At 60.8% G+C, this 12,696-nt stretch carries 11 protein-coding genes; 3 read left to right on the forward strand and 8 right to left on the reverse strand.

What is annotated here, in order from left to right; all coding sequences use genetic code 11:
- Positions 1-44: 44 nt before the first annotated feature.
- Entirely contained in the window at positions 45-890 is an 846-nt protein-coding gene (locus tag ACIQAL_RS01040) for a TIGR02285 family protein (RefSeq protein ID WP_401142368.1), read from the reverse strand.
- A gap of 346 nt (positions 891-1,236) precedes the next feature.
- Between ACIQAL_RS01040 and ACIQAL_RS01045 the strand changes: the two genes are divergently transcribed.
- From ACIQAL_RS01045 to ACIQAL_RS01055, 3 genes are all read left to right on the forward strand, one after another.
- Complete coding sequence (locus tag ACIQAL_RS01045; RefSeq protein WP_166593598.1) at positions 1,237-1,779, forward strand: YaeQ family protein; 543 nt, start codon at positions 1,237-1,239, stop codon at positions 1,777-1,779.
- A 60-nt stretch (positions 1,780-1,839) separates the two neighbouring features.
- Positions 1,840-3,555, forward strand: a complete 1,716-nt coding sequence (gene recJ / locus ACIQAL_RS01050) for a single-stranded-DNA-specific exonuclease RecJ (RefSeq protein WP_401141497.1) — start codon at positions 1,840-1,842, stop codon at positions 3,553-3,555.
- Positions 3,556-3,655: 100 nt separating this feature from the next.
- Positions 3,656-4,762, forward strand: a complete 1,107-nt coding sequence (locus ACIQAL_RS01055) for an NADH:flavin oxidoreductase/NADH oxidase (RefSeq protein WP_401141499.1) — start codon at positions 3,656-3,658, stop codon at positions 4,760-4,762.
- A 177-nt stretch (positions 4,763-4,939) separates the two neighbouring features.
- Here the strand turns inward: ACIQAL_RS01055 and ACIQAL_RS01060 are convergent, their stop codons facing one another.
- The 7 genes from ACIQAL_RS01060 to ACIQAL_RS01090 form a co-directional block, all read right to left on the reverse strand.
- The gene (locus ACIQAL_RS01060; RefSeq protein ID WP_401142371.1) at positions 4,940-6,946 is read right to left on the reverse strand and encodes a response regulator; all 2,007 of its coding nucleotides are present in this window, start codon (positions 6,944-6,946) and stop codon (positions 4,940-4,942) included.
- 264 nt (positions 6,947-7,210) lie between these two features.
- The gene (locus ACIQAL_RS01065) at positions 7,211-7,546 is read right to left on the reverse strand and encodes a type II toxin-antitoxin system HicB family antitoxin (protein ID WP_401141502.1); all 336 of its coding nucleotides are present in this window, start codon (positions 7,544-7,546) and stop codon (positions 7,211-7,213) included.
- On the reverse strand, positions 7,543-7,797 hold the full coding sequence (locus ACIQAL_RS01070) for a type II toxin-antitoxin system HicA family toxin (RefSeq protein WP_401141505.1): 255 nt from the start codon (positions 7,795-7,797) through the stop codon (positions 7,543-7,545). Before ACIQAL_RS01070 ends, ACIQAL_RS01065 begins: the two co-directional genes overlap by 4 nt.
- Positions 7,798-7,983: 186 nt before the next feature.
- Entirely contained in the window at positions 7,984-9,408 is a 1,425-nt protein-coding gene (locus tag ACIQAL_RS01075) for a gamma-aminobutyraldehyde dehydrogenase (protein WP_401141508.1), read from the reverse strand.
- A gap of 207 nt (positions 9,409-9,615) precedes the next feature.
- A complete protein-coding gene (locus tag ACIQAL_RS01080; RefSeq protein ID WP_341959649.1) occupies positions 9,616-10,446 on the reverse strand; it encodes an ABC transporter permease in 831 nt (276 codons plus the stop codon).
- The gene (locus tag ACIQAL_RS01085; RefSeq protein ID WP_401142374.1) at positions 10,436-11,356 is read right to left on the reverse strand and encodes an ABC transporter permease; all 921 of its coding nucleotides are present in this window, start codon (positions 11,354-11,356) and stop codon (positions 10,436-10,438) included. The genes ACIQAL_RS01080 and ACIQAL_RS01085 overlap by 11 nt, the downstream gene beginning before the upstream one ends.
- Positions 11,357-11,387: 31 nt before the next feature.
- On the reverse strand, positions 11,388-12,437 hold the full coding sequence (locus ACIQAL_RS01090; protein ID WP_401141511.1) for an ABC transporter ATP-binding protein: 1,050 nt from the start codon (positions 12,435-12,437) through the stop codon (positions 11,388-11,390).
- Positions 12,438-12,696 lie beyond the last annotated feature (259 nt).

Genomic DNA, 12,696 nt, shown 5'->3' on the forward strand with positions numbered 1-12,696 from the left:
AGTAGTCTCCCCGCTGCTCGGGGTTTCTTTTTGCCTGGCGTTTTTCAGTTTTCCGCGTCGTCGAAAAACGTCTGCGCGTCCTGCAGGTATTGGCGTTTGTCGACCATCCATTCGGCGTAGAACGAGATCAGCTTGGTGGTCCGCAACGTGCGCATCTCGCGATTGATGATCTCGATGGCTTGGCGGCCCTTGTCGGTCTTCGAGCAGCCGATGTGCGCGAACTGGTACTTCGGCGCATCCTTGATCGGGAAAAATTCCAGTTCTTCCAGCGGAATGCCCTGCTGCTGGGCGTGATACCGCGCTTCGGGCCAGTAGCTGATAATGGCCTGGAAACGGTCCAGGCGTTCCATCTGCAACATGCTGCCCACCGCCGCGTTGCCGTAATGCAGAATCAGGCTGTCGGATTGCGTGGTCGCCTTGAGAATCTTATCGATGGTCGGACCGTAGCTGCGCTCGGCCACAATACCGGTCTTGACCCTGTTGGCGTTCAGCAGTGCCGCCAGATCAAGATGCCCATCGGCATCGAGAAATGGCGCGAACATCGTGTGATTTCGCCGTTCGATCGTCACCCCGTTGCCAGGCGTGGCGTAGGTCGGGATCGAGAACAGAATGGTCTTCGCACGTTCTGCCGTCCACAACAGCGTCGGGTCACAGGCGAAGACGTCCGGGTCCCGGAGCATCTGCGTGCCCCGCGCACGGTTCACGTGCATGATCTGGTGGTTGTATTCCGGCATCTGCGCAATCAATTCAGGCATCAGCTTGTCGATGGCACCCTGGCCTGCTTGCGGGCCGGCGAAAATGGTCAGGGGAGGGAAATCCCGAAGCAGCCAGGTCAGCGTTTCCTTCGCGTCTGCGGTTCCGGGTGTCGCACACAGTGCCGAAGCGATCAGCAGGGCGAAAACACCGGACTGGCGAATGTGTGCGTAACGATTGACCATCCGTCGAGGTAAATCCTGAAAATACTGACTGAGGTTTAAGCCGCGATCACCCCGATCCGACGGGTCTGATTTCGCAACGGCCCACGCTGTGAACTTCATGCTAGAGGGTCTCGCATCAACGTATCGGCGTTGTGGATCATTTGTTTAACACTCGTCACCCTGGGTTGAGTAAAGCAGCCTGACAAATGCGCGCACGCCGATTTTCGCGTCACCCTGACGATCAATCATCGAGTCTGGTCGTTCAACGGGACGTGCATCGGTTAGACTTGGCGCCTTTCCCGTCCTTAGAAGCCCGTTCATGGCCCAGCCGTCCACGACCTACAAATTCGAACTGAACCTCACCGACCTCGACCGTGGGGTGTACGAAAACGTCAAACAGACCATCGCCCGCCACCCGTCGGAAACCGAAGAGCGCATGGCCGTGCGTCTGTTGGCCTACGCGTTTTGGTACAGCGAGCACCTGTCGTTTGGGCGTGGTCTGTCGGACGTCGACGAACCTGCCTTGTGGGAAAAAAGCCTGGATGACCGCGTGCTGCACTGGATCGAAGTCGGCCAACCCGATGCTGACCGGCTGACGTGGTGCTCCCGCCGTACCGAGCGCACCAGCCTCTTGGCGTACGGCAGTCTGCGCGTGTGGGAGGGCAAGATCGTCCCGGCCGTCAAGACGTTGAAAAACGTTAACATCGCCGCCGTGCCTCAGGAAGTGCTGGAGACCCTTGCCAAGGACATGCCCCGCGTTATCAAGTGGGACGTGATGATCAGCGAAGGCACGATTTTCGTCACCGACGACCGTGGCCAGCACGAAGTGCAATTGCAGTGGCTGGCCGGCGAGCGCGGCTGACCGCCGACGTTTGCCCGCATCACTGAATCAGCTCCAACCGAACACATCAGCGGAACCCGCATGCGCATCGAATCACGACAGTTGCCCGACACCTTGCCTTTTCTGGGCGATCTGCCGCCTTTGTTGACCCGTCTGTATGCCTCGCGGGGCGTGCTGTCGCAGGACGAACTGGACAAGGGTCTGGCGCGGCTGATTCCGTATCAGCAACTCAAAGGCATCGACGCGGCGGTGGATTTGCTGGTGACGGCGCTGCAACAGCGTCAGCGCATCCTGATCGTCGGTGACTTCGATGCCGACGGCGCGACGGCCAGCACGGTCGGGGTTTTGGGACTGCGGCTGCTCGGCGCGGCGCATGTCGATTACCTGGTGCCGAACCGCTTCGAATACGGCTACGGGCTGACCCCGGAAATCGTCAAGGTCGCGCTTGAGCGTCAGCCGGAGCTGTTGATGACCGTGGATAACGGCATCTCCAGCGTTGAGGGTGTCGCGGCCGCCAAGGCTGCCGGGCTGCACGTGCTGGTGACCGATCACCACCTGCCGGGCCGTGAGCTGCCGGCCGCTGACGCCATCGTCAACCCGAACCAGCCGGGGTGTACCTTCCCGAGCAAGGCGTTGGCGGGTGTCGGCGTGATGTTTTACGTCTTGATGGCCCTGCGCGCGCGTTTGCGGGAAATCGGATGGTTTGAGGCCAACGGTCGCGCTCAGCCAAACCTCGGCGAGTTGTTGGACTTGGTCGCGCTTGGCAGTGTGGCCGACGTGGTGCCGCTGGACGCGAACAACCGGATTCTGGTGCATCAGGGCTTGATGAGGATTCGCGCCGGTCGCGCCCGTCCGGGCTTGCGCGCCATTCTCGAAGTGGCTCGCCGCGAGCCTTCGCGCATCACCTCCACCGACCTCGGCTTCATCCTCGGCCCGCGTTTGAACGCGGCGGGGCGTCTTGACGATATGAGCCTGGGTATCGAGTGCCTGCTGTGCGAAGACGAAACGCTGGCGCGGGAGATGGCCGTGCAACTGGACGAGCTGAATCAGGACCGCAAGTCCATCGAACAGGGCATGCAGCGGGAAGCGCTGGCCCAACTCAAGGATTTGCCTGTCGAGTCGATGCCGTTCGGGCTCTGCCTGTACGAAGCCGAATGGCACCAGGGCGTGATCGGGATTCTCGCGTCGCGCCTGAAAGAGCGTTATCACCGGCCCACTATCGCCTTCGCCAGCGCAGGGGAGGGGGTGCTGAAAGGCTCGGCGCGTTCGGTGCCGGGATTCCACATCAGGGACGCGCTGGACGCCGTTGCGGCGAAACACCCTGAGTTGATCAGCAAGTTTGGTGGCCACGCGATGGCAGCCGGTTTGTCGCTGCCTGCGGAAAATTTCCCGGCCTTCGCCGAAGCCTTCGATGCCGAAGTTCGTCGTCAACTGACGGAAGAAGACCTGACCGGCCGTCTGTTGTCCGATGGCACGTTGGCGGTTGAAGAATTTCATCTGGAGCTGGCCCGCGCGCTGCGCAATGCCGGGCCTTGGGGCCAGCACTTCCCCGAGCCGTTGTTTCACGGGGTGTTTCAGCTGGTGGAGCAACGCGTCGTAGGCGAGCGGCATTTGAAGATGGTGCTCAAGACCGAATGCGGCACGGTGAAGCTCGACGGCATTGCGTTCAGCGTTGATCGCGACGTGTGGCCCAATCCCACGGTCCGCTGGGTTGAGTTGGCCTACAAACTCGACCTCAACGAGTTCCGGGGCAACGAGACGGTTCAGCTCATGGTGGCGCACATTTCACCCCGGTGATATCACGCACCGCAGCAGGCACTGCACCTTCTTTCAGCTTGTGGACTAGGCTCTTGATTCAGTACAAAGGAGCTTTCCTCCGCGACTTCGAGAGATACTCATGAGCCTGCTGCTTGAATCCTTCACCCTTCGCGAACTCACCTTACGCAATCGCATCGTGGTCTCGCCGATGTGCCAATACTCCGCCCAGGACGGTCTGGCCAACGACTGGCACCTCGTGCACCTCGGCAGCCGCGCCGTGGGCGGTGCCGGACTGATCTTCACCGAAGCGGCCGCTGTCACCGAAGACGGCCGTATTACCCCGGAAGACCTCGGGCTGTGGAACGACGAGCAGATCGCGCCGTTGCAACGCATTACCCGATTCATCACCGCTCAGGGCGCCGTGGCCGGTATTCAATTGGCCCATGCCGGACGCAAGGCGAGCACCTGGCGCCCTTGGCTGGGCAAGCAGGGCAGCATTCCTGCTGATCAGGGTGGCTGGACACCCTGGGGGCCATCGAAAATCGCTTTCGACCCGAAACATACGCCGCCGACGCCGCTGGACGTGAAACAGATCCAGCAGGTGGTTCAGGATTTCGTCGCCGCCGCCAAGCGCGCGCTGACCGCAGGCTTTAGCGTCGTGGAAATTCACGCCGCCCATGGTTACTTGCTGCACCAGTTCCTGTCGCCAGTGAGCAATCAGCGGCAGGATGAATACGGTGGTTCTTTCGAAAACCGTATTCGTCTGACGCTGGAAGTCACTCAAGCCGTGCGTGATGTCTGGCCGCAAGAGCTGCCGCTGTTCGTGCGCGTCTCGGCGACCGATTGGGTGGAAGATGGCTGGAACCCGGATGAAACGGTCGAGCTGGCCAAGCGTTTGAAAACGCTAGGGGCGGATCTGGTCGACGTGTCCTCGGGAGGCACCGCCGCCAATGCTGAAATCCCGGTAGGGCCGGGGTATCAGACGCGGTTTGCCGAGCGGGTCAAGAACGAGTCCTGGATCGCCACTGGAACGGTGGGGATGATCACTGAGCCCGCTCAGGCCGAGCATATTCTGCGCACCGGTCAGGCGGACCTGATCCTGCTCGCCCGTGAGCTGTTGCGCGACCCGTACTGGCCGCTGCATGCCGATGATGACCTGAACGGGCGTCAGGCGACCTGGCCTGCGCAGTATCAACGTGCGACGCATCGCGATCAGCCGATTCACGAGTCTGATTTGCGGGATTGATCGATCGCGGACGCTTGGGGCTTGATGACCAGACGCAACATGGTGGGAGCCGGCTTGCTGGCGAATGCGGTGGGCCAGAGACTTATCGGGTGGCTGAAAAGACCGATTCGCCAGCAAGCCTGCTCCTACAGTCTTTCATTCAGCCTGACCCCTCTTGATGAGCCCGGAACACTTCGCTCACGTTGCCAACAACCCCTTCACCCGTTCGCTGAGCGCCGGTATCGAAAACGGTTTGGTCAGCACATGCATCCCCGGTTCCAGCCGGCCTTTGCCCAAGGCTGCATTTTCAGCGTAACCGGTCACGAACAGCACCTTCAAACCCGGTCGCAGTGAGCGGGCGGCGTCGGCGAGTTGGCGTCCGTTCATGCCCCCGGGCAGGCCGACGTCCGAGACGAGCAGGTCGATGGTTTGTCGTGTTTGCAAAATTTCCAGTGCCACGCCGCCGTTTTCGGCTTCCAGTACCCGGTAGCCGAGGTCGGTCAGCACTTCGGCCACCAAGGTTCTGACCGTCGGCTCGTCGTCCACCACCAGCACGGTTTCGCCGCCCGCCACCGGTCCGGGAGGTTGTTCCTGCAACGGCGTGTCCGGGGAAAACGCAATGGCCTCGCCTTGTACAGGCAGGTAAATGCACACCTGCGTGCCTTTTCCTGCTGTGGAGCGAATCTGGACCCCGCCCCCCGACTGGCGGGCAAAACCGTAGATCATAGACAGCCCAAGCCCCGTGCCCATGCCGATGGGTTTGGTGGTGAAGAAGGGATCGAAGGCGCGTTTGACGACATCGGCGCTCATCCCGCTGCCGTTGTCGCTGACGCACAGCGCCACGTACCGACCTTCGGGCATTTCCAGCTCTCGGGCTTCGATGTCGTCGAGGGTTTTGTTGCCGGTTTCGATCAGCAGTTGGCCGCCGTCAGGCATGGCATCGCGCGCGTTAAGGCACAGGTTGAGCAGGGCGTTTTCCAGTTGGTGGGCGTCCACCAGCGTTGCCCACAGGCCGGGCGTGCCGATCACGTCCATGGCAATGGCGGGGCCGACCGTGCGGCGAATGAGTTCGGCCATTCCCTCAACCAGATGATCCACATCAGTAGGTCTAGGGTCGAGGGTCTGTCGCCGAGAAAATGCCAGCAGCCGGTGGGTCAGCGCGGCGGCTCGGCGAGAGCCTTCCAGCGCCGCATTGATGTAGCGCCCGAGATTGTCGGTGCGGCCTTTGGCGACACGGTTTTTCAAGAGTTCGATATTGCCGCTGACACCCATCAGCAGGTTGTTGAAGTCGTGGGCGAGGCCCCCAGTGAGTTGGCCGACAGCCTCCATTTTCTGGGAGTGACGCAACGCATCTTCTGCGAGTCGTAGCGCTTCGGCCTGTTGCTTTTCTGCGGTAATGTCCCGGGCGCTGCAATACAACTTGCCGCCTTCCGGCACCGCGACCCACGACAGCCAGCGGTAGCTGCCATCCTTGCGTCGGTAACGGTTTTCCAGATTCAGCACCGGATGATTGCGCCCCAGCGCGCCAAAGGCTTCCTGACTGCGCGCGGCGTCTTCGGGGTGAATCAGGTCAGAGAATGCGAACCGCGACAACGCTTCGTCCGTCCAGCCCAAAGTCAATCGCCAGGCCGGGTTGGTGGTTTCGAAATGCAGATCGGAGGTCATGATCGAGAGCAGATCGGGGCTGACTTGCCAAGTCAGGCCACGTTCGTGGGCTCGCTCGACCACTTGCCGCTCAAGGTCGGCAATCAGGTCGAGCCGCCGCTGTTCGCTGGCCCTCAGTGCTCGCTGATCCAGCACGCGGCGTGTGGTTTCGTTGGTCACGCAGAACAGGCCGACCACCTGGTTGTGTTCGTCAATCATCGGTGAGAACGAAAACGACCACCACGTGCGCTCGATTGCGCCATAACGCGCCATGGTCAGAGGCATGTCTTCGCAGTGATACGGCTGCCCGTTCAACGCTTGCTCGGCAAAAGGCTGCACTTGATCCCACACATCCGACCACAACTCCGGCATGCGAGCACCCATCGCCGCGTCCCGTCGAGGGCCGAGAGTCGGGGCACAGGCATCGTTGTGGAAAAACAGCAACTCCGGGCCCCAAAGCAGGTACATCGACTCGGGGGAATTGAGGATCAGATTGAGGTGAATCTTCAGTGCAGCCGGCCATTGTTCGATGGGGCCAAGGGGTGTTGCGGCCCAATCCATGTCCTTGATGGTGCGACCTGCCTCACTGTCGCCTGCGGGAAAGCGGGGATATCGTGTCAACGAGGCAAGCTCCAGTCAGGGGGAAACAGTGTACGAAGCCGGACCGGAAAAATCCTCACCTTTCACATCCGCTTGAAGGGTGATTGAGTGTGGTTGAGCTTTATCGGTATTCGAACGAATACCAAAACAACCCCCCGCGACTCAAAGCAGCGTCTGTTGTGTTGACCGTGAATGAGCGCAGGGGTTGCGTGGTGATGTCAAATTCTAATCAGTTTGGATGGCGTGGAAGAGCAGATCGCTGACCCACTGGTTGATGCTCATGTGAGCCAGCTCGGCTTTACAGGCAACACTCGCATGTAAAGCGGGATCCAGTCGCAAACTGAGTTTGCCGGAATAGGTTTTTTGAGGCTCACGACCCAGTCGGACACACGTGTCCAGATAATCGTCCACTGCCTCTTCAAATGCTGTACGAAGCTCACGCACAGATTCGCCGTGGAAACCGATAACATCGCGGATTCCGGCCACATGCCCAACGAACAGCTCATCTTCGTCGCTGTAGTTGATGCGGGCTGCATAGCCTTTGTAATTCATGATGTTCAAGGGGTAACTCCTGCTTGCTCAAGGAATGACCGGGCATCGCGTACCTGATACGGCTTGGCTTCCTTGTCCGGGTGTGGACGATGGAATGTCGCCACTACGCCGTTGAGTTCGAAGCGAACTCGAGAACTGTTTCCTTCGATTGTTCGGGCGCCTAGCGCGTTGAAGAGCGATTCGAGCCTGTTCCATTCGAGTGTGCTGGGCACGGGTTTGGAAAAGACGGTTTTAAGGGTAATGGATTGTCGGTTATTCATGGTATCAATTTATGATACCGCGTGATTATGACCAAGAGGTCCATCTTAGGAAAGAGCGACGGGATAGGGCGTATCTGTCTGAATCGTGCTTTTACGTGGATGCAACCTTCGTAGCAGCAAAGCTTGCCAGCGGTGGCGTCAGTGGGATCGCTGCCGCCGGCGAGCCGGACCGCTACAGATAAAGCATCAGTGCTTGAACATCACATGGCGCACGGTGGTGTAGTCCTCCAGTCCGTACATCGACAGGTCTTTGCCGTAGCCGGACAATTTCTGGCCGCCGTGGGGCATTTCGCTGATGAGCATGAAATGGGTGTTCACCCAGGTGCAGCCGTATTGCAGACGGGCGGACAGGCGGTGGGCGCGGCCGACGTCCCGGGTCCAGACCGACGACGCCAGGCCGTAATCGGAATCGTTGGCCCAACCCAGCACTTGGGCTTCATCGTCGAATGGCGTTACCGACACCACCGGGCCGAACACCTCGCGGCGGACGATTTCGTCGTCTTGTTGGGCGTCGGCGATCACCGTTGGCTGGAAGAAGAAACCGTTGCCTTCGATGGCCTTGCCGCCGGTGATCAGGCGCGTGTGGGATTGGGCGACCGCACGCTCGACGAAGCCGGTGACGCGGTCGCGATGCTGAGCGGTGATCAGCGGGCCGAGTTCGGTGTCCGGGTCATCCTGCTGACCGACTTTGATCGTGCTGACGGCCTCCCCGAGCTTCTGCACGAATTGCTCGTAGATGCCTTTTTGCGCGTAGATGCGGCAGGCGGCGGTGCAATCCTGACCTGCGTTATAGAAGCCGAAAGTGCGAATGCCTTCGACGGCGGCGTCGATGTCGGCGTCGTCGAAGATGATCACCGGGGCCTTGCCGCCCAGTTCCATGTGGGTGCGTTTGACGCTCTCGGCGGTGCTGGAAATGATGTGCGAGCCGGTGGCCACCGAGCCAGTCAGCGACACCATGCGGACTTTCGGGTGGGTGACCAGCGGATTGCCGACGGTCTGGCCGCGACCGAACACCAGATTCAGCACGCCTGCCGGGAAGATGTCATTGGCCAACTCGACCAGACGCAGCGCGGTCAAAGGGGTTTGCTCGGAAGGTTTGAGCACCACGGTATTGCCCGCCGCCAGCGCCGGGGCGATTTTCCAGGCGACCATCATCAGCGGGTAGTTCCACGGCGCGATGGAGGCGACAACGCCTACCGGGTCGCGACGGATCATCGAGGTGTGCCCCGGCAGGTATTCGCCCGCCGCCGAGCCGCTCATGCAGCGGCTGGCGCCAGCGAAGAAGCGGAACACGTCGGCAATCGCTGGCAGCTCGTCGTTCAACGCCGCTTGATAAGGCTTGCCGCAGTTGTCCGATTCGAGCTTGGCGAGTTCTTCGGCGTGGGCGTCGATGGCGTCCGCCAGTTTCAGCAGCAGCAACGAGCGATCCTTCGGCGCGGTTTGCGACCAGCTTTCAAACGCGGCATCGGCGGCGCGTACGGCGGTGTCGACCTGGCCCTCGGTGGCTTCGTTGATCTCCACCAACACCCGGCCCAGCGCGGGGTTGAACACGGGCTGCGCGGGACCTTCACCGGCGACCAGATGGCCATTGATCAGCAGTTTGGTTTGCATGGGGTTTGTCCTCTTGTTCGATCCGTTGGATGGTTCGTGCGGCCTGTCGGCCTGCCGATATTTCTTTGATTCAACATGTGCCCTCTGTGGGAGCGAATTCATTCGCGAATGGGTTTGCAGGCGATGCATCTCCATCGGATGTGCCGCCCTCTCGCGAATGAATTCGCTCCGACAGATGATTTGTAATGGCGCCCGGTATCCTGGTGATTATTTACCGCCGCTCCCCGCCACGCTTTCACCGCCACGGGTCAGGTAGTACGCGCCGAGAATCGGCAGCATCGTGACCATCATCACCAGCATCGCGACGACGTTGGTCACCGGCACGTCGCGGGGGCGGCTGAGTTGGTTGAGCAGCCAGATCGGCAAGGTGCGTTCGTGACCCGCGGTAAACGTGGTGACGATGATTTCATCGAACGACAACGCGAACGCCAGCATTCCGCCCGCGAGCAATGCAGAGCCGAGGTTCGGCAGGATGATGTAACGAAAGGTCTGCCAGCCGTCGGCCCCCAAATCCATCGACGCCTCGATCAAACTGTGGGACGTGCGACGCAGGCGCGCGATGACGTTGTTGTAGACGATCACCACGCAAAAGGTCGCGTGGCCGACAATGATGGTGAACATCCCCGGCTCGATCCCCAGCGTTTTGAACGCCGACAGCAATGCCAGGCCGGTGATGATGCCGGGCAGGGCGATGGGCAGGATCAGCATCAGCGAAATGCCGTCCTTGCCAAAAAAATCCCTGCGATACAGCGCGGCCGACGCCAAGGTGCCGAGCACCAGCGCAATCAACGTCGCGACGCAGGCGATCTGCAACGACAGCTTGATCGACTCCAACACATCAGGCCGCGAGAAGGCCACGCTGAACCACTTCAGGGTGAAGCCCTGAGGCGGAAAACTGAACGCGGCGTCTTGAGTGTTGAAGGCGTAGACGAAGATGATCAGGATCGGGAAGTGCAGGAACACCAACCCGCCCCATGCGGCAATCTTCAGGCCCCATGAGGCTTGATCGCCTTGTTTGATCACAGGCTTAGAGCGCATCGAAAGCCCCCAGTCGTTTGACGATGGACAGGTAAATGGCGATCAGCACGATGGGCACCAGCGTGAACGCGGCGGCCATGGGCATGTTGCCGATGGCGCCTTGCTGGGCGTAGACCATGCTGCCGATGAAATAGCCGGGCGGGCCGATCAGTTGCGGGACGATGAAGTCGCCCAGCGTCAGCGAAAACGTGAAGATCGAACCCGCCGCAATGCCGGGCACCGACAGCGGCAGAATCACCTGCAGGAAGGTCTGCCGAGGTTTGGCGCCCAAGTCCGCCGAGGCTTGCAGTAGCGACGGCGGCAGGCGTTCGAGGGAGGCCTGAATGGGCAAAATCATGAACGGCAGCCAGATGTAGACGAACACCAGAAACCGTCCCAGGTGCGAGGTGGACAAGGTGCTGCCGCCGACACCGGGTATCCCCAGAATCAGTTGCAACACCGGCTCCAGGCCCAGGTGCTGCACGAACCACTGCGCCACGCCCCCCTTGGCCAGCAGCAGCGTCCACGCGTAGGCCTTGACGATGTAACTGGCCCACATGGGCATCATCACGGCGATGTAGAAAAACGCCTTGGTCTTGCCAGTGGTGTAACGCGCCATGTAGTAGGCGATGGGGAACGCGACGATGGCGCTGGCGATGGACACGGCAATAGCCATGGTCAGCGTGCGCTGGATCACGTCGAAGTTGGCCGGGTTGAGCAGCGCCGCGAAGTTGGCCAGGGTCAGATCCGGCGTGACCGACATGCTGAAGTCGTCGAAGGTGTAGAACCCTTGCCACAGCAGGCCCAGCAAGGAGCCGAGGTAGATCGCGCCGAACCACAACAGCGGCGGGATCAGCAGCAGTGACAGGTAAAGATTCGGCCGTCGATACAGCAGATTGGAAAAACGCCGCAGGGGCGATTGCCCTGGCATTGGCGCTGAATGGGCGAGTGTCTGGCTCATCTCAGCGGGCCTCCGCCGTGTGATCAGAGGCGGCGTCATGCAGCGGAATCATCGCCTCGCGGGCCCAGCGCGCGGTCATGCGCTGACCGGGCTGGTGCTGCGCGCTGGTGTCCAGCCATTGGGTGTTGGCCTGGCTGACGCTGAGAGTCTGGCCGTTGTCGAGCTTCAGCTCATAACGCGTGGCGCTGCCTTGGTACTGAATGTCGTGCAGCAACCCGCTGACTTCGATTTCGTGACTGCCCATCGGGCCATCGGCGAAACGGATGTGCTCGGGGCGAATGGAGAACGCGTTGGGGTGGCCGCTCAGCTGTTGCGCCATATCGCCGCGCAGCACGTTGGACGTGCCGACGAATTCGGCGACGAACGTGGTCGCAGGTTTCATGTACAGGTTGCGCGGGGTGTCGACCTGCTCGATGCGGCCCTTATTGAACACGGCCACGCGGTCCGACATCGACAGCGCTTCGGTCTGGTCGTGTGTGACGAAAATGAAGGTGATGCCAAGCTGGCGTTGCAGCTTCTTCAGCTCGCTTTGCATCTGTTCGCGCAGCTTCAAATCCAGGGCGCCGAGGGGTTCGTCGAGCAACAACACGCGAGGACGATTGACCAGTGCGCGAGCCAGTGCGACGCGTTGGCGCTGACCGCCCGACAGTTGCACTGGCTTGCGGTCGCCGTAGCCGCCGAGGGCGACCATGTTCAAGGCTTCTTCGGCGCGGGTCAGGCGTTCGCTCTTGCCCACGCCCTTCACCTTCAGGCCGTAGGCGACGTTGTCGCGCACGTTCATGTGCGGGAAAAGGGCGTAGTCCTGGAAGACCGTGTTGACATCGCGCTGATAAGGCGGAAGACCCGCGGCCTCCTCACCATGAATACGGATCGAACCTGCGCTGGGCTGTTCGAAGCCTGCGATCAGGCGCAGGCAGGTGGTCTTGCCCGAACCCGAGGGGCCGAGCATGGAAAAGAACTCGCCGTCCTTGATGTCGATGGAAACCCGGTCAACGGCCTTCACTTCGCCGAACTGACGGGAAACGTGGGTGAACTGGACTGCAAGGGTCATGAGTGAAACCTCAAGTGGAAGCGAACGCCGTCGCAGCGGGTTCGCCGGGTGTAGCGTAAATGCGTGAGGCGGGAGAGGCGGGTGCACAGGGTCTCCTGTGGGAGCGAGTTCATTCGCGAAGAATTGGTCAGGCGATAACGATGCATCGACCGAACAGGCCTCTCGCGAATGAATTCGCTCCTACAGGGGAACCGCGCTCACCCAGCAAATTGTGATGATCGTTCCTGAGTCCTGCCTGGGAACGATCATCACCGGCAGA

The sequence above is a fragment of the Pseudomonas sp. NPDC088368 genome (genome assembly GCF_044753445.1).
Taxonomy (GTDB): domain Bacteria; phylum Pseudomonadota; class Gammaproteobacteria; order Pseudomonadales; family Pseudomonadaceae; genus Aquipseudomonas; species Aquipseudomonas bambusae.